Below are 22,391 nucleotides of genomic sequence, written 5' to 3' on the forward strand. Positions count from 1 at the left end.
ACCATTCGCAAAACATAATAACATAAAATTTTTGTATTCGCAAGGATGACACTATCCCAAAACAAAAGAAGATCTTAATGATCTTCTCTTGCTGACCTTCTTCTTAAGCCAATTACTGTGATTACAGAGAGTACTGCTAATCCTATAAATAGACTTATGTTTGTAGTATCTCCTGTATCTGTTCCTCCATCACTTGGTGGAGGAGTTTCACTCTTCTTATAATTGATGACTGGATCAATTATTACATTCTCTTTATCAGTTCTAGTAATACTAAATTCGATTGGTGTATCACTTAACTGATATCCTTTTGGAGCTTCCACTTCGATGAAGCGGTAGTCTCCAGCAGGAACTCCTGTTAATTGAATAGTTCCATCTTCATCACTTACAAACTGTTGACCATCATATGCTTTGATCCAAGTTCCATCATCTAATTGTGCTTCTAAAATAAACTTCGCATTCGCTAATGCTTTACCATCTGAATTTTGTTTCATAAGATTTACTTCATTCATTTTATCTACAGCAGTTAATGATACTTGTTCAATCTTACCATTTTCATCTGCTTCAATGCTAAAGGTAATTGGAGTTGAATCTAACAGATATCCATTAGGCGCTTCTTTTTCAATAAAACGATAGTCACCTTCTGCTAATCTTTCAATTGTAATCACTCCATTGTCATCAGTTTCTTTTGTATCAACCAATGTCCAACTGTTATTCGTTTCATCATATTTTTCTAAATCAAAGGTAGCATCTGACAATACATCACCATCTTCACTTTCCTTTTGTAGTACAACTATTCCTGGATCATTATAGAAATCATAATGAATCATATCAGCAATATCTTCACTGTTTGAAACAATTGATATTGGCTCTGGATTAACACTATATCCTGATGGTGCTTTTACTTCAATCAAGTAATATTGCACACCAAGTTCTAATCCACCCAATGCCAATTTTCCATTACTGTCAGTAGTAAATACTTCATCTTCATGTTCAGGAACCAGTTCCATTTCATTTGTGGTTGGATTTTCCCACCACAATTCAAACTCTGCTCCTGCTAATACTTGATTATTTTCTGAATCCATTTTTGTTAATTCAAATTGTGAAGGATAATTAACTAGATTATCAATTGGAATCATTTCTTGTCTAGCATTTGTATCGTTGATTACAAACTCTTCATAGCCCGGTTCTTTTGCATAACCAAGTGGAGCTTTTGTTTCACTTATACGATATCTGCCAATTGCTAACCCAACAATTTCAACTTCACCATTTGCATCACTTTTGATTGTTTCATTTTCGCGAATAGCATCCCAATCCTGAGTTATGTCATTATATTTTTCTAAAGTAAACTCAGCATTTGGTAATCCATGCAATCCACTTTCATCATATTTATAGAAATGAACAACAATTGGTTCATTATAAATCACACCATCACTTGTATTTGATATTTCACTAGTAACTAATGCACCAGTACTTGAGTCTCTTGTGATTGTAAACTCATACTTTGTAGTTGTATCTGGTTTATAACCCGCTGGTGCTGTTGTTTCAAGGAAGTAGTAATTTCCTTCCTCTAATTTATTAATCGTAATTGCACCAGTCGTGTCTGTTGTATAATCATCCACTTCTTCATAATTGCCAGCAGTTGTTTCTTTATATAAGGTAAACACTGCATTTGTTAATGGTTGATTATTTGTACTATCTTGTTTATAGATAGTAACCGCACTTGGTTCATTTGCTATTTCAATTGTTGTACCAGTGTTATTTTCATCCAATGTAAATTCATATGGATTTGGACTTAATAAACTATATCCTTCTGGTGCAGATACTTCTACAAGTTCATAATCACCGCGTGGTAATCTATTAAATTCAATCAATCCATTTTCATCAGTTGTAACCCTTGTTCCAATCAACTGTCTAGTATTGTTGTGTAAGTAGTAAAGTTCAAATACTGCACCTTCCAGTTTTTCATCAGTTAGTGCATCCACTTTTTCAAAACTGATAGATCCTTGTGTTGCAACAATCCATCCAGAACCTCCACCTACTGATACAGTTATATCTGAATCTGTGTTTTGGTCACCTTCTTCAACTGAATTATAAAGGATTTTTACATTATTCGTTAATGTTACATTTGTTCCTGGTTGTTGGTCTGTCAATACTGTTACGCCATAGTTAATAATATATGGTTCATTGATTTGTTGATAATCGTTAATGAAATAAATATCCATTTCCCAATTACCATCATCATTCTGATAATAGTCAACTCGATAATCTTGGTCTAATACTAATGGACTTGCATTTGTATCTAGAGTAATACTTCCACTTGCATCAACCACAGTTGGATATACTTTCACCGAGTCAATATCAATTAGCTGACTGTCACTTGGAATATCTTTTATAACAACATCTTCCAATTTACTTTGACTAGGATTTACAGTAATATCCCAACTTACAGAACCATCACCATTTTTAACTCCTTGCTTTCCAACGTATTCACCACCATGAGCAACCGATACTTCTGCACTTAATGTGTTATCAGTTGTTAAGTCATTGTGGAATAACGCACTATTTTCATATGTTTTACTTCCAATTAATTCACCATCTAAACTTGTTTGATACTCAAAATAGTATAAAGCATTTTCATCACCATCAGGTATTTCTATATACAATACTTCTCCATTCTCTAAGAATGGTTCAATGATAATAAATTCTGCCATTTCTTCTTCGCTCAATTCATCACCTTTTGTAACAGCACCATTTGATTCTACTGTATAATGATAAATTTTCAAAGATCCGTGTACCCAATTTTGTGGTGTGTAGATTGGATCAAAAATAAATGCATTTTCTAATCCTGTACTTGTATAGTTAATTACGATAGACCAAGTAATTGTTTTATCTGTAGCATTATAACTACCACCTTTTCCACCATTATTGAATTCTTCATCAGTTGGTGTTACAACTGCTTTATCACTACTGTCATGCTCTTTACCATCTTGATCAGTCCAGTGAACATTTGCAGTATTTTCAATTTGTGTACCATCACTTGTACCATCATATTTAACCGTAACCGTAATTAAGAATGAGTGATTTGTTGTTTTATAGTTATTTATTAGTTGAATAGCAAATCCATTATTATAACTGTTTTCATATACAAAGTCACCGCTTTGGTCAGGATATAAATTTCCAGTAAGATTTTTACCAGTATCACGATCTAGCATCGTTAATGATTCTGGAATCATTTCACCTGTAATATTGGTAAATGTATCAGTTAGTGACCAATCTGTCATTGTTTCTTTTAGATTATTTACTTCAATTTGCCATGTTACTGTGTTGTTTGATAAGTCATAACCAATTGCTCGTTTAATAACATTTTGTTGCTCAACTGTATGATTTCCACCTGCTGTATTCCCATCTCCATCGCTCACTTCATTTTTAAAGTTTGAATCATCATCTAATATTCCTGTTACTTTTGTTGTATATTGAATACTTAATGCCGTATTTAACGGATCTGTACTTGCTATTGTAAATGTTCCATCACCATTATCTAAGACTGTATAATCAGTTCCTTTTTTTAGTGCATCACCATATGTCAATGTTCCATCATCATTAATAGAAACCGATCTTACAAGGATACTATCCCAATCAACTGACATTCCTTGAGGAATCTTGTCTGTTAATGTATATCCATTATCTAAAGTTGCTTCATCAAAATTATATTTGATTTCCCAAGTGACTGTTTGTGTACTTGGATCATATCCAATTGAATTTTTACCTAAACGTTTTTCATAATCTCCAGTTAATGTAGCACTTGCATTTAAATCACTTACTTCATTTGAATTTAGAGTGACTTCATTATTAAAGTTTAAAGTTCCACCACTACTTGTAATTGAACTACGATCAATTTCAGTGTCATAAATAACACGAACTGGTTGATTTAAGGAAACTAGCTTAATTATCAAATGACCATCATCAGTTCCATCAGATTCAATTGTATAGTCTTGTCCAAGCATTAATTCTTTCTCAGTACCTGGAATTGGATTTCCATCAAAATCAACTTCAAATGTTTCTACTTCAATATTAGTTGCAGGTAATATAATATTTGCACTAAGAGTGTCGTCTAATGTTACATCAGTTAATGATTCCATATCTTTATTTGCTTCAATTGTCCAAGTAATATTATTTGGATTTTTTACTCGATCAAATACCCCATTTTTTGAAATTGAAGAATCAACTTTTGGTTTTACTTCAATTGGTACTCCAGGAACACTATCTTCTCCTGGTATCTTAATTTCATTGCCACCAGGATTATCCATATCTCCTTGGTCTAGGACACCATAGATTTCTCCACCTGCGTCGGTTACTTCAACAACACTTGTTATGTTTTCGTTGAATTCTATTCGAGCAGTTCCATCAGGATTAATCGTAATCGTACCATAGACAGTTTCACCATCTTTTAATTCAATCACTTGTGGTTCTGTAACCTTTAATTCATTTGGTAACTGAAAATCATAGTATTCTCCACCCACCATCACCGCTAACAGTTCCGGTGGTAAACTTAAGAATAATTTCATGTTGAAAGTATCACCTAACTCTGGTGTTGTTGTTTCTTCAGGTGGCTGGGTACCATCTTTATAAAATGTTAATGTAAAACTATCTAAAATAGAAGTAGCTGCATCAGCAGGCAATGTACCATTATCAATTAAGGACTGTAATATTGTCTTAATATCCAGTTCTTCATTACCATCAACCACGGCAAAGGGTTGTACTACAGCATCACTCTTTGCTTCACTAGAAGTAGTAGCTTCTTCACTTTCAGTAGTTGTTTGTTCTTCTTGCTCAGTTTCTTCACTTTTCTTTGACTTATCGTCACTTGTTTCTTGTACTGCATCCATCCTCTGAATCAGTGTTCGTTGTACTCATTGCCATAATTGGTTGTACAAATACCATCACACTTACAAATGCAATTAAAAACGACTTAAAAAAATTCTTTCTCATAATATATCCCTTTCCTATCTAGTCGATATTCTATACCTGACAATACAATATTTTGGGTTGTCCTATCTCACCAAACTATTACTCCTATTATCATTTGACCACATGATACCACCCATATACTAGAAAGGCTATTAAAGTGCACAAGAAAAAATAGAGCTTTCGCTCTATATTTCTGGATCTGTATTGATAACTGCATATAAGTAATGATCTTCCCATTCTCCTTGGATTTTCACGTTCTTCTGTGATAGTCCTTCACGATGAAATCCAGCCTTTTCAAGCACTCGAATCGATGCTTCATTTCTTGGCATAGCACTTGCTTCTACACGATGCAATCGTAAATCATAGAAGGCAAAATCAATCATTCTCTTTACAGCTTCGGTTGCATAACCACAACCTTGATATTTGTAGTCAATGCAGTATCCCAACCAGGCGCTTTGTATTGCACCTCTTTCTACTTGAAACAAGTCCACTGTTCCAATTAGTTCTTTCCCCTTAAACACGCCATAGGAATATCCTAAGTCGTGCATCTTGCTAACTAGTACCCTTTCGATTCGAAGTTCCTGTCCGGCAATAGTATAAAACTCTTCAGGTTTATCAGGTGAGGTTTCATCTAGATACGCTCTATTCCTAATTTCAAAATCCAGAAGTGGTTGTATATCATTTACGCTTAAACTTCTAATAATAATCTCACTGCTCATACTTCACCTCGTATACATGATATCACAATATTCTTAATTTTATTTCTCTAACACACGATTTCATCATTTTCACATATGTTTATCATAATTACGTGGTATAATGCAATATAGTTAGAGTAAATTTGACGTAAGGAATTCAGGAATTTAATTTTTTAATTATATTCTGGGGAGGGTATTGTTATCAGAAAAAATATACTAAATTTCCTTTTATTAATGGCCTTAGTTGCATTTGGACTTTGGTTTGCTTTAAAAGATGACTATGAACAAGTAATTGAGAATATTCAAAGACTTCCAATCTATGTGGTACTTTTTGTTTGTGCCCTTGGAATTCTATACTATAGCATACAGGGAGCCATTTTAACGTATGTAGCGAAGAAATATAAACCAGAGATACGTTTACGCGATGGGATTGAAAATGCCTATGTAGCAGCGTTCTTTAACGGTGTAACTCCACTTGGTGGTGGACAGGTAGCACAAAGTTACGTATTTCGTAAAATGGGTATTGATTTTGGAAATATTGCAAGTATCTTATGGACTGACTTCTTTATGTTTCAGATCGTTGTAATCACCTATGCAGCGCTGCTAATTATATTTAACTTACCGTTTGCACTGGAAACCTTGGGAGGATATTTCATCTTTGTATTGGCTGGTTTGGCTATCAACAGTTTTGTAATTGTTGCTTTATGGATGATGTCCAAGTTTCCTAAATTGTTTATAAAACTAACCAAAGGAATTGTATTCCTGTTACATAAAATAAGAATAGTAAAAGATGAAGAAGTTACCTTTAAGAAATGGAAACTGAATCTGGATTATTTCTCAGAACAGATTGTAAAGATGAAAGGAGATAAATCCTTATTCTTTGTAGGTATTCCATTAAATATTATACGTATGACTATCTTCTATGCCGTTCCATTCTTTATCGCAATGGCATTTGGATTCAAATTTGACTTTATTGATTTTATGCATGTATTAGCAATATCATCATTTGTTCATATGCTAAATGCATTAACCCCATTACCTGGGGATACCGGATTTACAGAAACGATGTTTATCTTGATTTTCTCAAGTATGTTCAGTTCTTCCTATGCACCAGCAATTATGATTATCTGGCGATTAGCAACTTATTATATACATGTAATTATCGGAGGAGCCGTATTCCTCGCATTCAAAATAAGATATAGAAAAAAAGAAGAAGATGTCGCATGACATCTTCTTTTCTCTTATCCTAATAATTTTTGAATTACCTTTTGGCTATCATCATCTGATAATGCAAGGATATGATCGCCAGCTAATAACTGAATATCTCCTTTTGGAATCAGCACTTGTTTATTACGTGTAATGGCAATAAACGTAAACTTTTCTGGAATATCCAAATCTTTAATCATCGCTCCATCGGCTTTAGCACCACCAGCTACATTCATTTGAATAATTGAATATTCTCCACGGTTTAACTTCATTAATGTCAGAATGTTTTTTAAATCAATTTCATCAACAACTAATCTTGCCAATAATTCTGCCTGATTTACTTTAACATCCACTCCCATTTCCAGTGTAAATAACCATTCATTCTTTGGATGATTTACTCTGGCAATTACTCGATCAATTCCATATTCATATTTAGCGATGGTTGAAGTTACTAAGTTTACCTCATCAGCACCTGTAACCGCAACTACAACATCGGCTGTAGCAATTCCTGCTTGTTCTAACACAAGCGGATCACTACCATCACCTTCAATAATAATATCTGAGGTAAATTCTTGTCTTAACTTTTTTAAAATTTCTTCACGGTATTCAATAACTCTTATTTCACATTCATGCTTTGCCAGAATGTTTGCAACATAAGAACCAACTTGTCCACCACCAATAATTAAAACTTTCATGTTTACCTCCTATTCCATTCCTAACAGTGTTTTTAAACGTTTGATAGAGGTTGTTAGTACACTGATGTACAATAAGTCTCCATTTTGGAAAACCGTTCCACTGGTAGGTATAAATGATTTTGAATCACGATAGATTGCCACAACTGAGATTTCACCAATCATCCGAACTTGATCAACGGTACGACCAACAAGTAATGCTGGTACTTCCACTTTCACAAGTTCCACATCATTATTTCCAATCGTAAGAATTGGATCCAGTTCGCTATAATTAATCAGTTCACTGGCACGGTGAATTCCCCATGATGTAGTTGAAATCGTTTCAATTCCAAGGGCACTATAAATCTTTGCTTTATCTGGATCAAACAGACGAGCAATAACTCTTGGTACACGATAAATATTCTTTGAAATTCTTGCAATCAATGCATTTGTTTCATCACTGTTTGTACAACTGACCATTGCATCTGCAAGTTTGATGTTTGCTTTTTCAAGGACATCTTTGTCAAATCCAATTCCTTTGACAGCTGTAAAATCATAATCTTTTTGTAGTTTACTTAGTACATTTTCATTCGTATCAATTAATGTAACTTTGTGACCTTCCTGAAGTAACTGGCGTAATAAACCAGACCCCATACGTCCACCACCAACAATGACTATATTCATTCTACTTCACCTCTTTCTTTTTTCTTAATCTAGATTTTCTAAATTCTTCTAACGCAACAACTGGAATTGGAATGATAAATAAGATTATCCATTCTTTAATTCCAAGAGGTGCTGTGTTGAATACACCTTGTAGGAACGGTATATACATAAGTGCTGCCAATAACAAGATTTCAAATACAATACCAAAGATTACTTTTTTATTACTGAAGATTCCTACTTTAAATATCGATTGAGTATTGGTACGACAGTTCAGAACTGCACCAACCTGACAGAATACAATTGCAGACAATGTCATGGTTGTTGCCTGACGATATACCAGACCTTCACTTGCAAGTGGTACATTTGGCCATCCATTTAAGATGTTCACAAAGAAGTAACCACCCATAGAAATAACAGCTGCAATCATACCATACCATAAGAAGGCTTTTAAGATTAACTTCTTATTTAATAATCGACTATTTCTTGAACGAGGCGGCTGATCCATAATTCCTTCTTCTGGAAGTTCAGTTCCTAGTCCAAGCGCTGGTAACATATCAGTACCAAGGTCAATTGCAAGAATTTGCATAACCGTTAATGGTAATGCCACTAATCCACCTGAGAATAAGAATGCTGCAGATGGTACTGCTTCTGCCATATTACTATTTAAAATATATAATAAGAATCGTTGAAGGTTGGCGTATACTGCTCTACCTTCTTCTACTGCTTTTACAATTGATGCAAAGTTATCATCCGTAAGAATCATATCTGCAGCTTCTTTTGCAACATCGGTTCCTGTGATTCCCATTGCAACCCCAATATCAGCTTTCTTAAGCGCTGGTGAGTCATTTACTCCATCACCAGTAACCGCAACAGTTTCACCCATTTCCTGTAATGCACTTACGACACGATATTTTTGTTCAGGAGCAACACGAGCGAAGATTACTTCATCTCTTAGTGCTTCTTTTAATTCATCATCACTAATTTTTTCTAATTCATTACCACTAACGATACGAGGGTGTTCACCCTTTACAATTCCAATACGTTTAGCGATACTTTCTGCAGTTAATCCATAGTCACCAGTAATCATAACAATACGAATACTTGCTTTGTGACAAAGCTCAACGGCATCCGCAACTTCTGGACGAGGAGGGTCAGCCATAACAATCAATCCGACAAGAACTAAATCCTGTTCAATGATTTCTGGTGTATAAGCACTTAATGCTGTTGGAATATCTCCATCCTTCGTAATTGGACGATAAGCAATTGCTAATACTCTAAGTCCATTACGTGCATACCCATCATTTGCATCCATAATTTGTTGACGATATTCATCATTCATTTCCTGTTTTTCACCATTGACCATAATGTGAGTAGATAACTCCATTACCTCTTTTGGTGCACCTTTGATATAGGCGATTCGTTTTGAATGATCAAATTCTTGTTCTAACTGATGAACAGTTGTCATACGTTTTCTAGTTGAATCAAAAGGTAACTCTCTAACTCTTGGTTGTTCCTTCATTAATTCATCTAAATCAATTCCTGCTTTTTGCGCTGCTACGCCAAGACATGCTTCGGTAGGGTCACCTAAGACAGTGTATCGATCATTTTCTTCGTTTGGTGGAACAATACGTGCATTACTACACAAACTTGCTCCATTTAGCAATAACTTCAAGTCACTGTTATCTACTGCACGAACGACTTCATCTTTATATTTAATATTACCTTCACTTGAATATCCAAGTCCTGTAACTTCAAATTCTTTGGTAGCTAACCAGACATTACTAACGGTCATTTCATTTTGCGTTAGCGTACCAGTTTTATCACTACATATAACTGAAGTAGAACCTAAGGTTTCAACTGCTGATAATTTCTTTACTAATGCATGTTCCTTTGCCATTCTTTGCACAGCCATTGCTAGTGACAATGTAACTGTTGGTAATAATCCTTCCGGAATAAATGCAACAATCATTCCTAACGCAAAGATAAATGATTGCGCTAATGGATCATGAACAAAGAACACTGCAGCCAGAAAGAAGAAGATTCCGATACTCAAAGCAATTAATGAGATTTGTTTTGTTAGTAAATCCAATTCTTTTTGAAGTGGACTTTTTTCTTCTTTCATATTTTGCGTTAAGTTGGCAATCTTACCAAACTCGCTTTCCATTCCAATTGCTGTAACTATTGCTCTTGCACTACCACTTGTTACTGTAGTACCAGCAAAGATTAAGTTAGGAACTTCAAATCTAGTTAAATCATCTTTTAATATTGCCTGATGTACTTTATGAACCGGATTTGATTCTCCAGTTAATGAACTTTGATTTACCTGTAAATCTGTTGTATCCAGTAATCTGGCATCTGCTGAGATACGATCACCTTCTTCAATCAACATGATATCACCAGGTAATAACTCTTCAGCTAGAATTTGCTGTTCTGCTCCATCACGAACAACTCTTGCATACGATGGCAACATTTTCTTTAGTGCGTCAGTTGCTTTTCCTGCCTGAAATTCTTGCCAGAAACTAAATACTCCATTGATTACATTTACTAACCAAATGGCAATTCCTAATTCCGGCATATCAGCGAAGATTGCAATTCCTCCACCAACCCATAGCAAAAGTGCCATAAGGCTGATAAAGTTTCCAAGAAATACTTGCAACAATGGTTTTTGTTTCGCTTCGCGAATCTCATTTTTCCCATATGTGTGACGTCTCTCTTCAACCTCACTTGATGCTAAACCATTAGCATCCGACTTTAATTCTTTGTACAACCCTTCTGGTTGTAACTTGTAAATCTTTTCTCTACTTTCTTCCATAATTACCTCACCTAGACAATTATCTATTTCTTAAGACCTATAGATAATAGCACAGTCTAATCACGGGGATTGTTAAGAATCTGTTAATAACCCTTTTTCCCTATATCATTAATATAAACTTAATTTAAATAAGGTCAATTTAAATGAATGAAACAATTATAATAGAGTAAATGTATTCTTATGATATTGGATAATTCCTTCTTCCTGCATTCTGCTTAATTCATTAGATAACGCACTACGATCAACTGACAAATAATCCGCAAGTTCGTTGCGATTCAAAGGAATGTCAAATGTATAAGTTCTTTGTTTCTCAGCCTCTTGTGATAAATAAGCCAATACTTTTTCACGTGTTTTACGTTTTGATATGACATCAATTTTCTTAGTAAGATAATGATTTTTCGTCGCAAGTATATATAGCATATTCTGCATCAGTTGTGGATACTTCACACTAAAGAACACAAACTGTGCATAAGGAATAAATAATACTTCGCTATCTTTATGTGCCACAATATTTACTGGTAACTCTTCCACATTAGAAAACACAAAAGCTTCCGCAAAAATTTCTCCCTGGGTAAGTTTTGCGATAATAGAACGATTTCCCCAATAATCAATTTTATTAATAGTGACAGTACCCGATAAGATGAAACCAATGGAAAACTGAATTTCACCAATTGAGTAAATGATTTGCTCATCCTCGTATCGCTGTTTTTTTAATTTACTTAAAATATCTCCGATTTCGGCTTCTTTCATTCCCTTAAATAAGGGATGACTATATAACATGGTAAATAATTTATTCATAATATTCCCCCTTTTGTTGGAAAAACAACATACTTTATAATTTTAATATAGTAAACTAACCTTAGAAAGTCAAGAATATCACTGACTGAAAGGATCGTTTATGAAAAGACAAATTATTCAAATAGATGAAGATAAATGTAATGGATGTTCACTATGTGCAGTGGCCTGCCATGAAGGGGCAATTGCAATGGTGAATGGAAAAGCCAAACTAATAAGAGAAGACTATTGTGATGGATTAGGAGATTGTTTACCATCATGCCCTACTGGTGCTATCACTTTTATTGAAAAAGAAACATTACCTTATGATGAAGTTGCTGTACAACAACATCTGCAAAGCAAAGAGCCACAAGTACACCAGTGTCCATCCATACAGTTCAATGGAGAAAGAAGTGTTTCATCAAAGTCAACTGCCACAGTTCAAAATGAAAGTGAACTACGTCAGTGGCCAGTACAAATCAAACTAGCTCCTGTAAATGCGCCTTATTTTGAAAATGCAAACCTATTGATAGCAGCAGACTGCAGCGCTTATGCTTATGCAAACTTCCACCAGGATTTTATTCATAACCATATCACATTAATTGGTTGCCCAAAACTTGATGAAGGTAATTATAGTGAAAAACTGTATCAGATTATTACTAACAACAATATCAAGAGCGTTACAATTGTACGAATGGAAGTTCCCTGCTGTGGTGGAATTGAAAATGCTGCGAAACGTGCACTTCAGGAAAGTGGAAAATTCATTCCCTGGCAAGTAGTAACGATTTCTACAGATGGAAAAATTTTAGAGTAAAAGATATGCGAAACGCATATCTTTTTATATTGCTTGTGTTGCCTCTTCCACTACAACCTCTTTCACATCCTCTGTATAGTTGAAGTTTAAGAATTCTTTTACCTTGTTCTTTGGTGGCATAATAAATACAATTACTGCAATCATACCAAGTCCACCCAAAATCAGACTTACTTGTATATACGGCATAAATTCTGCCATCCAGCCTGCCAGCGCCTGTCCAATAATGGTACCAATAGAAACCATTACACTGTACATTGCATTGACTTTTGCACGCATCTTATTAGGTACGTATGCCTGCAAGGCACTTGTTCGAATATTGGCAGTATTCATCCCCAGCATTCCTAACAGTAACTTTGTCGCAAACATAATGATTAGTGGCATTGCAAAGAAAGTTCCTTCCAAAAGATTAAAGATTAAATAAACAATTACTGTTACCTGAAATCGTCGATTGTGAGGAATCTGCACAAAATAGTGAAAGAATCCACCAAGCAGATATCCAAGTCCATTAATTGATAATAACAACGAATAATTTGCATCCCCAAATCCAGCTGTCTGCGTAAAATAAGGATAATATAAAACGTTTAATCCATATACCATCATCGTTACAAAAAAATAGATAAACACGGAACTGATTGCTTTATGATCCTTTAAATAGAAAAAACCATCTTTAATATCACTTATGTGTTGTTTTACCCGATTCTCTTTTACCTTTTCTGGCAACTCATATTCAAACCTAATTCGACTTTCCAGTGACGCATCTAACCAGCAAGTAAATCCATAAAACAAAAAGATTAAGGCTACGCCAAATTGATTAAATAAAAATAAAGCAATTGGAGTCATTACAATTTGCGCCATTGGATAAATTGTGCTTAATGCAGCATTCCCTTTAGGATACATCTTTCGATCCATAATATGTGGAGTTACACTCTGGTAAGCCAATTCTGATATCACACCAAAGGTACTTATACAAAGGGTAATAACTAAATAAAACAAATAGTTAAATGGTAATTGCGTAACTAAGAATGAAACAATCATAAAGAATGCCCCAAGTGCTACTTCATTGCATACCAAAACTTTCAATGGATGTCTACGATCAATAAACGAACCCATAAAAACTGGCAACACAAAGTTTGGAATCATTGAGATGGCTGCAAACATTCCTGAAAGTGCAGTTGATTGGGTTTCTTTAAAAACTAACACTGACATTGCAACATTAAGTCCGATTCCTCCAAGTGCTGAAAGAATGGTTCCAATGAAACATAAGGTATAGTTTTTTGTCCATAATTTGCTTTTCATACACGTTCTCCTTCTCACTAATAAATCATACCACTTAACTAAGCAATAAAAAACTGGCCTGTATTGGGAAAGTTTTCCCAAAATAAACCAGTTAAGTACTATTCAATATCAAAATCTGAGAAAGATAGTTCCTTCATTATGTTAGATGCTTCCTTATATTTCCTTCTTCTTTGATACGCCTTTATTAGATACATTGCATAAAACACCATAAAGCCATATGTATTATTATTCTTGGCTTTCGTATAACATGCTTTCAATAAAGTAATGTACTGATCATCTTGCTGATAGTCAGGATGATGTAGCAGGTAATCAATGAAAGCAAGTTCTTCTTTTAGATTATTACGATACTCTTGTTTTAATAAAGGATTCATTTCATCATAATATGCTTTTGCTTTATCAACGTTATGTTCTTCCAGTTCTACCAGAATCAGTTTCTGATATAGGTAAAATGGATTTCCTTCAAGAGCAACACCATACTTTAAATATATTTCATATGCTTTATTCAAATACTCTTTTGCTTTTTCTTGCTGATTACGATGAATATAGGAAGCACCAATATTATAGGAAATTGAATAATCATATATTGGGTCTTTGATCCAATAATTCAGATTCTCTACAACCTTCAATTCCTTTTCCATCTGCACCATATCATTTTCTTGTTCATATGCAAATGCATCAATAAACTTTGCCTCTGCCATCAGACGAACATTTCCCTGTTTAGCTGCCTGAATAAATGCCTGTTGTGCATAGGTATGTGATTTACGCTGCTCTCCTAAAAACAGATAACGATTACAAAGCAGCATATCAACTACTCCATCCTCTTTTTGAAATTCAATACGATGCAGTAAATCAATTCCGCTCATTGAACGATCGTATGTTGCAAGAGCTATATAGTACCAATATCGCTGTTCAACATCCATCGTTGTTTCAAAAACAATCAGTTGTTTCAAATCCTCATCTTCTTTTTTATTTCCAAGACGATGAGCAATTAGACAACGAATAATGATAACATCAATGATAAAAGGAGAATAGTAATAACGCTTTAGATATGCTGACAGTTCTAACAACTCTTTTGCATCTGGAAGAATTAAAAATGCATAGTTATGATAAAATTCCTGAATTGTTTCTTTTACTTTCTTCAAATTCTTTTCATCATCAATATAATGAATATCAAGACGATCAAATAAAAGACGATAAATTTCATCACTGGACTGGGTTTTCCCATTTTCTATCTTTGAAAGATAAGAAGGTGCACAAATCCCTTCAGCTAACGCTTCCTGACTCATATTCTGTTTTGTTCGCTCAATTCGAATTAAGTGGGATAAAAAACTCATACATAGCTCCTTCCTGACTAATTGTCTTCATATGAATAATTATAAAACTCTTTTACTTTATTTCGTTTTGGTAAAATAAAAACAAATACTGCAATTACTCCAAATACCTGAAGAATAATTGAAATCAACCAATATGGAAGAAACTCACCAAGCCATCCAACGCTTATTTGTCCAACCATAATTGATAATGATTGTAATACACTAAATAATGCATTAGTTTTGGCACGTAAGTTATTTGGTACATAGGCTTGTAATGCACTCACACGTATATTGGCGCTGTTCATCCCTAAAACACCTAATGTAAATCTACCCAATGCCATAAAAATAAATGGAACAAAAAAGAAAGTTCCTTCAATAAATGAAAACGCAAGATACACCACTACTGCTATCTGAAATTTTCGATTGGGGGGAATCTTAATAAAATAATGCATTAAACCACCAACTACATAACCCGCTCCATTCATAGAAGTCAAAAGAGCATATTTGTCATCACCAAGTCCTGGAGTGCTCATAAAATAGGGATACCACAGTACCGTAATTCCTACCGCCAATCCACTGATACCAAAGTACAAAAATACAGAACGAATGGCAGGTTCACGTAAGAAGTATTGAAATCCTTCTTTAATATCAATCATATGCTGACGTATTCTTGTTTGCTCACCTATTGATGTCACTTCTTTATCTACCATATAATCAAAACTGATACGACTTTCCATAAAAGCATCAATTAAGGACAATCCTCCATATAACAAAAAAATCAGTGAAACACCAAAGCGATTAAACAATAGCAATGCCACTGGAGTAACTACCACCTGAGCCATTGGATAAATAATATTTAACATTGCATTTCCTCGTGAATAGTTCTCTTTCGACATAATATGGGGAATTACACTTTGGTAGGCAAGCTCTGAAATAATTCCAAAACTGCTGATCATAAGTGTAAGTGCAAGGTAAAAGACATAACTGAAAGGGAGTGCATTTGTAGCAAATGCGATGATAAAGTAAAAAACACCTAGAAACACTTCATTCGCTACTAGTATTTTTAATGGATGTCTGCGATCAATAAAAGGACCAATTAGTAATGGAAAAATAAAATTGGGTATCATTGATACTGCTGCAAAAGTACCAGACAGTGCTGTCGATCCAGTCTGTTGGTAGATATAAACAGATAACGCTATATTCAATCCAATTCCACCCATTGCTGACATGATTGTTCCAATGAAACAATAGATAAAATTCTTTGTCCATAAATTTGTTTTCATAAATTCTCCCTAATACTGACATTATACCTTCAATCAGACAAAAGAAAAACTGGAATTTTCCAGTTCTACTTAATTGCTTTTCTATATTTTCTGATTTTTTTCATTGCCCAGTCATAATGACTTGGTGCAGAACCAACAAGGTATTGTCCTAGTGTTGTGGTTTTTGTCCATTTATAATATCCACGAGTATATAATTCTTCATTTGTATGACTTTCAATAAGATCAATGATTTGCTGATGACTTTTATCTAAAAGTTTCTTTGCTTCTTCCAAGGATACATCCTGATACATTCCCCAGATCATTTCATTCATTGGACCTGTCTGTTGCCAGTTATACCCTTCTCTAGGAAGTACTGGTGTTTCTCCATCTACACATCCTACCTGATGCCAGTGTAACATCATATTGTGCCATTCATGCAAGTGAACAAGTACATCACGTACATTCTTATCACGGTCTTCAAATGGGAATGCTCCTTCTTGTTGCTGTGGTGTTAATGATTCTACTAAGTCCTTTAATTTTGCATAATTTGTTTGTGAGTCTAATAATAAATCCGTTTTGTTTGTCGCTCTAGGCATCTGTTTGTCCTCCTCTTTCTTTTCTTATTTCAAAACAAGCCTCGGTAATCCAATTCTCTTCATTTTTATCTTGTGCTGGTGATACATAGAAGATGTTCAACATCTTCCCACTCAACTCATGTCCATTAGTTTCTATCCACTTTGCAGTTGCCTGGGTAACTAACGGCATCTGCTCATAGCTTCCATGATACGTTGTAGAAGCTACTTCATACTCTGGTAAGGTATAGAAGGTAACTCCATCTTTATCTTCCTGTAAGTCCTTTAATGTAATACATACTTCAATATCTACATCTTTATCTTTATATTCCTCATCATGGTAGATTGCTAATGCAGTAGCATCTGCTGGTATCTTCACATTCTGTTGTGCTAACTTCTCATACAGTTCACTCCATAGGGTGCTCTCTTCATAGAAGTTATCTACAATTTTTCTGATACTGGCAATTTTTAATGGCTGCATTTTCTTATAAGATACATGGTATTTCATAATATCTGCTTTTTCCTTTACAATTCCCATCGCTTCTTCTAATAATGAATTCTGCAGTTTGATTCTACTTAGTTCTTCTTCCAACTCTCTTTTTCTAACATCAAAGAAATGCTCGATTCCACTAGTATCTTCTTCATAAATAATCTCTTTGATAATTGTTAATGAAAACCCTAATTCTTTTAGCCTTTGAATTTTATTGGCAATCTCCAATTGATTTGCACTGTAGTAACGATATCCACTCATATCATCAATCTGACTTGGAACTAATAGTTCAAGTTCATCATAATGACGAAGCATTCGAATACTAATATTTGATAATTTTGAAAACTCTCCTATTCTAATCATATTTTACCTCTTTCATCTTTCCTCTCCTTGGCTAACTATAGTGTAAACTCTACCATTATAGTAGAGTCAAGCGTTTTTCGTAAATTTATTTAAAATTTGTATAAAGCCCCCTATTTTAGGCGATTTTCTTATATAATAAAATTAGGAGAAAAGTAATGATTACACAAAGATTAGAAATTAGAAGATTCAAAAATGATGATTTAAATGATATTTATAATTATTTATCAGACCCTGAAGTAGTAAAATATGAACCCTATAAAAAGCTTAATAAAAAACAATGCAGTGAATATTTAGATGCTATGATAAGTGAAAATGATTTTTGGGCAATTGTATTAAGAAAAACAAATGCTGTAATTGGCCAGGTTTACCTTGCTAATAGCAGTCCATATCTTTGGGAGCTTGGCTATGTATTTAATTCTAAGTATCAGCACAAAGGCTATGCCAGTGAAGCCGTAACCAGACTTCTTCATTATGTGTTTGAAGAACAAGATGCTCATCGAGTAAGTGCACACTGCAATGTTAAGAATAAAGCTTCATGGAAACTATTAGAGCGTATTGGTTTTCGAAGAGAAGGACATTTTCTTCAAAATGTTTATTTCTTTACGGATGAAGAAAACCAGCCATTGTGGCAGGATACTTACGAGTACGGCTGTTTGTATAATGATTTTAAGAAAGGTAATCAGTGAAATAGCTGATTACCTTTCTTTCGAAAAAAAGAACAGCGGGGAATCGCTGCTCTACAAGCGAGAGACTGGCTACAATCTCTCTTATATTTACACAGAACCATATAAACCAATTTTGGAGGGGCGGTATTATATTATCTGTATAAACCAACATAACTATATTCTATATTACACGACAATTTTACTTGTCTTCAATTTTTTTATTCTACTTAGTATGATACTGTAATCCGGCTCATTTTACAACCCTTTTCAGTATTTTTTTTCACTTATTACATGCTGTCTACAGCAGTTTGTAATTTCTCCTTATAGCGCTCCAATACATCTATAAGTTCTTCGAAAATCTCTCCTTCGCCAAAGATATCACTAAATGCCTTTGCGATATGCTCATAACTTAAATCAGAAATCTTTTTTCCTTTATCTTTTGGTTGAATAAAGGTCACTCGGCGATCGTTCACTGAGCGTACTCTTTGTACCAAATTGTCTTTTTCCATCTCAGAGATGACAACTGAGAGATTCGCTGCTGCTTTTCCCAGTTTTTGAGATAATGTATTTAAAGTAATTGAATTACTTTGTGATACCTCACGTAAAACACTAAGTTTCAAGTAATTGATTTTGTGTCTTTCGTAGAAAGGACGCATAATCATCATTCCTAATTCTTGTGTTTCAATCGTTAATTGCTCACATTCTTCAACTAAATTTCTATCCATAAACCCTCCAGTTTTATAAATTATATTTTATAAATATATTATAATTTGATATTTCGATTTCGTCAATACTTTTTTCTGAAAATAGAAGGGATACTTCCCTTCTATTTTCATGTTAATCTTCAAGCTTTGTGTACTTTTCATCCATTTCTTTTAACTGTTCTCTAAGATCATGAATCTTCTTAAGGTTTTCATCAACATAAGTCTGAAGTTTTGCAACCTCTTGATTTCTTTGGTTGGTAATTTCCCAACGATCTTCTTGGTTTCCCAGTACCGGATCCATACGGTGAATTTCACTTATCTGTGCTTCTAAGTCTTTGTTGATTGCTTCTAAATCTGAGATTTGTTTATTTCTACGTTTAATTCCTTCATAAAGATTATCCATGAACTTTCCTTTTTTCTGATCATAGTATTCTTTTTGACGAGAATAGAACTTCTCTCTCGCTGCCTGGAATTTTTCCCATAAACTATCTTCTACATCTCTGCCTGCAGAACCAGCTTTTTTCCATTGGTTCATTAGGTCACGCATTACTTGTGCTGTTTCTTTAAAGTCTTCACTGTCGCAAACAGCTTCTGCCTGTTCAATCAGTGATTCTTTTACTTTTAAGCTTTCTGCCTGACGTACATGTAACTCATCAAAATATTGTTCCTGATTTTGGAAGAACTCCTGACGTGCTCCATTGAACTGCTCCCAAAGAAGATCATTGTCTTCTTTACCAGCATTTCCTGATTGTTTCCATTCATCCATAAGTGATTTCATCACTTGTGATGTTTCTTTCCATCTTGTTGATTTAGCTGCTTCTACTGCCCTTTTTACTAAATCTTCTTTTTGTTCTTTTGCGCTTTGACGATTTACATTCATATCATCATAGTACTTGTCTTTGGCACCCATCATTTCATCGAATAATTCTTTGAACTGAGTATTTAACTGAGCATCATAATCCTTACCTGCGTAAGCAGCATCTTCCCAGTCATCTTTAAAATTGTAAAGTGTACGGGTAAGTGATTTAAAATCACCACCAGCTTTTAATTCTTCCATACTTGCAAGAATTTCTTCTTTTTCCGCTTTACCTTTACGTTGGAACTCTACACGATCCAACTGTTTGTTGAAGTTACGAACTGCCTGACGATATTCATTATCCAATTGAACTTGAATATGATTACTTTGGGTTGTTTCTTTCAACTTATTATATACAGAATCAATTTCTGCCTTTGCTTCTTCAAATACTAATTCATCATCTTTCATGATTTCATAAAAATAATCAATTAGACTTCTTTCTTTTTCTTCTACAGTTCCTTCAGAACTCATTACTTCTTCTAACCTGCTTTTAATTTTATCAATCATAAATTCCACCTCATTATCTATTATACCAAGAAATGGGTTCTTCGCAAACCCATTAATACAAAAGCTTGCCTCACATAAATGCAAGAAAACTCTAACCTATTTGTTAGAGTTTGTGCTTTTTTTACCTTTTTTACTTTTGTTTCTCACCAATTTATGCACAACATGAGAATCTTTTGACTGTACTGATTTGATTTCAAAATCATCCAATGATGAAATCAAAGGAGTAAGTTTTGAATACCCATAGTTACGCACATCAAAGTCAGGAAAACGTTTGCTTAACATGTTTCCTAATGATGACATATTGGCCCATCCTTCATCATCCGATATATCGATGATAATTGAACGTATCGACTTCTTTAAAAGACGAATATCATCTTTGTTTTCATTAATTGCAACATTCTTGTTTTCTTCACTTGATTCTTCATTCATTGCACTGCTTAATGATTCCAAGTATTTAAATCGCTCACAAGCCACAATAAACGGACGTGGTGTCTTTTTCTCACCCATCCCTACAACTAACTTGCCAGACTCTCTTAAACGAGAGGCAAGCTTTGTGAAGTCGCTATCAGATGATACAATACAGAATCCATCAACACTTTGTGAATACAGAATATCCATTGCATCAATAATAAGGGCTGAATCAGTCGCATTCTTTCCAACCGTATATCCATACTGTTGGATTGGTGTAATGGAATACTCTAACAAAATATCTTTCCATTTATTCATATGCGAATCAGTCCAGTCTCCATAAATTCTTTTATATGTAGGAAGTCCGTGATTGGCAATCTCTTCCATAATATATTGAATATATTTTGCTGATATATTGTCAGCATCAATTAGTAGGGCTAATTTAATTTCTTTTTCCATGTAGTTCTCCCATCAACTCTATTATACACAATTTTTACCATTTAAATATTCATTTACTTAAAGTTTATGAAAAATTGGCTGCATTTTTTCAAACGTACAGATAGATTCAAATCCAATTTCTTTCAACATTACTAGAGCTTCATCTATTCCGTTCCCTAAATCCTTAAGAATATGAGCATCTGATCCCACAGTAATAATAGTTCCACCTAGTTCGTAATACCAACGTAAAATCTTTTCACTAGGATGAAAGGAACCTAAATCATAACGGATTCCTGAAGTGTTTACTTCAATTCCTTTATTATGATCAATAATGACCTGCAGTAATTCCTTAATTACTGTTTCATGTTCATCATCAACGGTAGGTGTATAACTACTGTAACGCTTCATTAAATCCAAATGACCAATAACACTAAAGTCAGAAAACACTTTCACCAGTTCCATTAAGTATTTGTAGTATCCTTCAAAACACTCATATGGTGTTTTGTCTTTCTGATAATCATTTAACCAGAATTCTTTATTATCAATCTGATGACAGGACATAATCACAAAATCCAAATCATTGTTTTTTACAATATCCTTATATTCTTCTAAGTATTCAAATTGTACTCCAAATTCCAAACCTTTACGAAGACAAAGGTTATCTTTATATTTATCCTGCAATCTTTTTATTTCAATTGCATAATTGGGATAATCTACTACCTGTTCAGATGTATACTCATTTACTACTCCTAAATCTACATGATCGGTTACTGCAATTTCTTTAATTCCCTGCTTTATCGCTGATTCACAATACAATTCCATTGATTCTTGTGAATCTGTACTAAAACTTGTATGCAAATGATAATCTACTCTCACTTAACTACCTCAACTTTCTCACACTCGTATTATAC

The 22,391-nt window shown here is 34.1% G+C and carries 19 protein-coding genes; 3 read left to right on the forward strand and 16 right to left on the reverse strand.

The annotated features are described in order from the left end of the window. Positions 1-74: 74 nt before the first annotated feature. The 3 genes from J2S15_RS12285 to J2S15_RS12295 form a co-directional block, all read right to left on the reverse strand. A complete protein-coding gene (locus J2S15_RS12285) occupies positions 75-4,886 on the reverse strand; it encodes a SpaA isopeptide-forming pilin-related protein (RefSeq protein WP_307408732.1) in 4,812 nt (1,603 codons plus the stop codon). Beyond that, on the reverse strand, positions 4,861-4,989 hold the full coding sequence (locus J2S15_RS12290; RefSeq protein WP_307408734.1) for a hypothetical protein: 129 nt from the start codon (positions 4,987-4,989) through the stop codon (positions 4,861-4,863). Before J2S15_RS12290 ends, J2S15_RS12285 begins: the two co-directional genes overlap by 26 nt. Before the next feature lie 164 nt (positions 4,990-5,153). Continuing rightward, a complete protein-coding gene (locus J2S15_RS12295; RefSeq protein WP_307408736.1) occupies positions 5,154-5,687 on the reverse strand; it encodes a GNAT family N-acetyltransferase in 534 nt (177 codons plus the stop codon). A 213-nt stretch (positions 5,688-5,900) separates the two neighbouring features. Here J2S15_RS12295 and J2S15_RS12300 point away from each other — a divergent pair, with 213 nt between their 5' ends. Beyond that, positions 5,901-6,893: a lysylphosphatidylglycerol synthase transmembrane domain-containing protein gene (locus J2S15_RS12300; RefSeq protein ID WP_307408738.1), complete on the forward strand. Its 993-nt coding sequence runs from the start codon at positions 5,901-5,903 to the stop codon at positions 6,891-6,893. A gap of 14 nt (positions 6,894-6,907) precedes the next feature. Here the strand turns inward: J2S15_RS12300 and J2S15_RS12305 are convergent, their stop codons facing one another. From J2S15_RS12305 to J2S15_RS12320, 4 genes are all read right to left on the reverse strand, one after another. Beyond that, the gene (locus tag J2S15_RS12305; protein WP_307408740.1) at positions 6,908-7,567 is read right to left on the reverse strand and encodes a potassium channel family protein; all 660 of its coding nucleotides are present in this window, start codon (positions 7,565-7,567) and stop codon (positions 6,908-6,910) included. Positions 7,568-7,576: 9 nt separating this feature from the next. Continuing rightward, a complete protein-coding gene (locus J2S15_RS12310; RefSeq protein WP_307408741.1) occupies positions 7,577-8,227 on the reverse strand; it encodes a potassium channel family protein in 651 nt (216 codons plus the stop codon). A 1-nt stretch (position 8,228) separates the two neighbouring features. Next, positions 8,229-11,018 carry a cation-translocating P-type ATPase gene (locus J2S15_RS12315; RefSeq protein ID WP_307408743.1) on the reverse strand — a complete coding sequence of 930 codons (2,790 nt, stop codon included), beginning with the start codon at positions 11,016-11,018 and terminating at the stop codon, positions 8,229-8,231. A gap of 156 nt (positions 11,019-11,174) precedes the next feature. Further along, a complete protein-coding gene (locus J2S15_RS12320; RefSeq protein WP_307408745.1) occupies positions 11,175-11,816 on the reverse strand; it encodes a Crp/Fnr family transcriptional regulator in 642 nt (213 codons plus the stop codon). A gap of 100 nt (positions 11,817-11,916) precedes the next feature. Between J2S15_RS12320 and J2S15_RS12325 the strand changes: the two genes are divergently transcribed. Further along, on the forward strand, positions 11,917-12,606 hold the full coding sequence (locus J2S15_RS12325; RefSeq protein ID WP_307408747.1) for a 4Fe-4S binding protein: 690 nt from the start codon (positions 11,917-11,919) through the stop codon (positions 12,604-12,606). Positions 12,607-12,630: 24 nt separating this feature from the next. On the opposite strand, the gene J2S15_RS12330 is transcribed toward J2S15_RS12325, so the two are convergent. From J2S15_RS12330 to J2S15_RS12350, 5 genes are all read right to left on the reverse strand, one after another. Beyond that, a complete protein-coding gene (locus J2S15_RS12330) occupies positions 12,631-13,902 on the reverse strand; it encodes an MFS transporter (RefSeq protein WP_307408748.1) in 1,272 nt (423 codons plus the stop codon). Positions 13,903-14,000: 98 nt separating this feature from the next. After that, positions 14,001-15,236, reverse strand: a complete 1,236-nt coding sequence (locus tag J2S15_RS12335) for a helix-turn-helix domain-containing protein (RefSeq protein WP_307408750.1) — start codon at positions 15,234-15,236, stop codon at positions 14,001-14,003. A 17-nt stretch (positions 15,237-15,253) separates the two neighbouring features. Next, positions 15,254-16,498: an MFS transporter gene (locus tag J2S15_RS12340; protein ID WP_307408752.1), complete on the reverse strand. Its 1,245-nt coding sequence runs from the start codon at positions 16,496-16,498 to the stop codon at positions 15,254-15,256. A 65-nt stretch (positions 16,499-16,563) separates the two neighbouring features. Beyond that, the gene (locus tag J2S15_RS12345; protein ID WP_307408754.1) at positions 16,564-17,073 is read right to left on the reverse strand and encodes a ClbS/DfsB family four-helix bundle protein; all 510 of its coding nucleotides are present in this window, start codon (positions 17,071-17,073) and stop codon (positions 16,564-16,566) included. Further along, positions 17,066-17,902: a MerR family transcriptional regulator gene (locus J2S15_RS12350; RefSeq protein ID WP_307408756.1), complete on the reverse strand. Its 837-nt coding sequence runs from the start codon at positions 17,900-17,902 to the stop codon at positions 17,066-17,068. Before J2S15_RS12350 ends, J2S15_RS12345 begins: the two co-directional genes overlap by 8 nt. 155 nt (positions 17,903-18,057) lie before the next feature. On the opposite strand from J2S15_RS12350, the gene J2S15_RS12355 reads away from it, so the two are divergent. Next, entirely contained in the window at positions 18,058-18,588 is a 531-nt protein-coding gene (locus J2S15_RS12355) for a GNAT family N-acetyltransferase (protein WP_307408758.1), read from the forward strand. 266 nt (positions 18,589-18,854) lie between these two features. Here the strand turns inward: J2S15_RS12355 and J2S15_RS12360 are convergent, their stop codons facing one another. The 4 genes from J2S15_RS12360 to J2S15_RS12375 all read right to left on the reverse strand — a co-directional run bounded on the left by J2S15_RS12360 (position 18,855) and on the right by J2S15_RS12375 (position 22,356). Next, on the reverse strand, positions 18,855-19,292 hold the full coding sequence (locus J2S15_RS12360) for a MarR family winged helix-turn-helix transcriptional regulator (protein ID WP_307408760.1): 438 nt from the start codon (positions 19,290-19,292) through the stop codon (positions 18,855-18,857). A 112-nt stretch (positions 19,293-19,404) separates the two neighbouring features. Then, a complete protein-coding gene (locus tag J2S15_RS12365) occupies positions 19,405-20,634 on the reverse strand; it encodes a DUF349 domain-containing protein (protein ID WP_307408762.1) in 1,230 nt (409 codons plus the stop codon). A 96-nt stretch (positions 20,635-20,730) separates the two neighbouring features. Continuing rightward, positions 20,731-21,501, reverse strand: a complete 771-nt coding sequence (locus J2S15_RS12370; protein WP_307408764.1) for an NYN domain-containing protein — start codon at positions 21,499-21,501, stop codon at positions 20,731-20,733. 57 nt (positions 21,502-21,558) lie between these two features. Continuing rightward, complete coding sequence (locus J2S15_RS12375) at positions 21,559-22,356, reverse strand: histidinol-phosphatase HisJ family protein (RefSeq protein ID WP_307408766.1); 798 nt, start codon at positions 22,354-22,356, stop codon at positions 21,559-21,561. Positions 22,357-22,391 lie beyond the last annotated feature (35 nt).

This window comes from Breznakia pachnodae, assembly GCF_030814225.1.
GTDB lineage: Bacteria > Bacillota_I > Bacilli_A > Erysipelotrichales > Erysipelotrichaceae > Breznakia > Breznakia pachnodae.

Excerpts from the sequence above, each read along its gene's own strand:
- J2S15_RS12330 (WP_307408748.1), bottom strand. The coding sequence starts at position 13,902 with ATGAAAAGCAAATTATGGACAAAAAACTATACCTTATGTTTCATTGGA.
- J2S15_RS12315 (WP_307408743.1), bottom strand. The coding sequence starts at position 11,018 with ATGGAAGAAAGTAGAGAAAAGATTTACAAGTTACAACCAGAAGGGTTG.
- J2S15_RS12360 (WP_307408760.1), bottom strand. The coding sequence starts at position 19,292 with ATGGATAGAAATTTAGTTGAAGAATGTGAGCAATTAACGATTGAAACA.
- J2S15_RS12295 (WP_307408736.1), bottom strand. The coding sequence starts at position 5,687 with ATGAGCAGTGAGATTATTATTAGAAGTTTAAGCGTAAATGATATACAA.
- J2S15_RS12350 (WP_307408756.1), bottom strand. The coding sequence starts at position 17,902 with ATGATTAGAATAGGAGAGTTTTCAAAATTATCAAATATTAGTATTCGA.
- J2S15_RS12290 (WP_307408734.1), bottom strand. The coding sequence starts at position 4,989 with ATGAGAAAGAATTTTTTTAAGTCGTTTTTAATTGCATTTGTAAGTGTG.
- J2S15_RS12325 (WP_307408747.1), top strand. The coding sequence starts at position 11,917 with ATGAAAAGACAAATTATTCAAATAGATGAAGATAAATGTAATGGATGT.
- J2S15_RS12365 (WP_307408762.1), bottom strand. The coding sequence starts at position 20,634 with ATGATTGATAAAATTAAAAGCAGGTTAGAAGAAGTAATGAGTTCTGAA.
- J2S15_RS12310 (WP_307408741.1), bottom strand. The coding sequence starts at position 8,227 with ATGAATATAGTCATTGTTGGTGGTGGACGTATGGGGTCTGGTTTATTA.
- J2S15_RS12355 (WP_307408758.1), top strand. The coding sequence starts at position 18,058 with ATGATTACACAAAGATTAGAAATTAGAAGATTCAAAAATGATGATTTA.
- J2S15_RS12340 (WP_307408752.1), bottom strand. The coding sequence starts at position 16,498 with ATGAAAACAAATTTATGGACAAAGAATTTTATCTATTGTTTCATTGGA.
- J2S15_RS12285 (WP_307408732.1), bottom strand. The coding sequence starts at position 4,886 with ATGGATGCAGTACAAGAAACAAGTGACGATAAGTCAAAGAAAAGTGAA.
- J2S15_RS12300 (WP_307408738.1), top strand. The coding sequence starts at position 5,901 with ATGGCCTTAGTTGCATTTGGACTTTGGTTTGCTTTAAAAGATGACTAT.
- J2S15_RS12335 (WP_307408750.1), bottom strand. The coding sequence starts at position 15,236 with ATGAGTTTTTTATCCCACTTAATTCGAATTGAGCGAACAAAACAGAAT.
- J2S15_RS12305 (WP_307408740.1), bottom strand. The coding sequence starts at position 7,567 with ATGAAAGTTTTAATTATTGGTGGTGGACAAGTTGGTTCTTATGTTGCA.
- J2S15_RS12345 (WP_307408754.1), bottom strand. The coding sequence starts at position 17,073 with ATGCCTAGAGCGACAAACAAAACGGATTTATTATTAGACTCACAAACA.
- J2S15_RS12320 (WP_307408745.1), bottom strand. The coding sequence starts at position 11,816 with ATGAATAAATTATTTACCATGTTATATAGTCATCCCTTATTTAAGGGA.
- J2S15_RS12370 (WP_307408764.1), bottom strand. The coding sequence starts at position 21,501 with ATGGAAAAAGAAATTAAATTAGCCCTACTAATTGATGCTGACAATATA.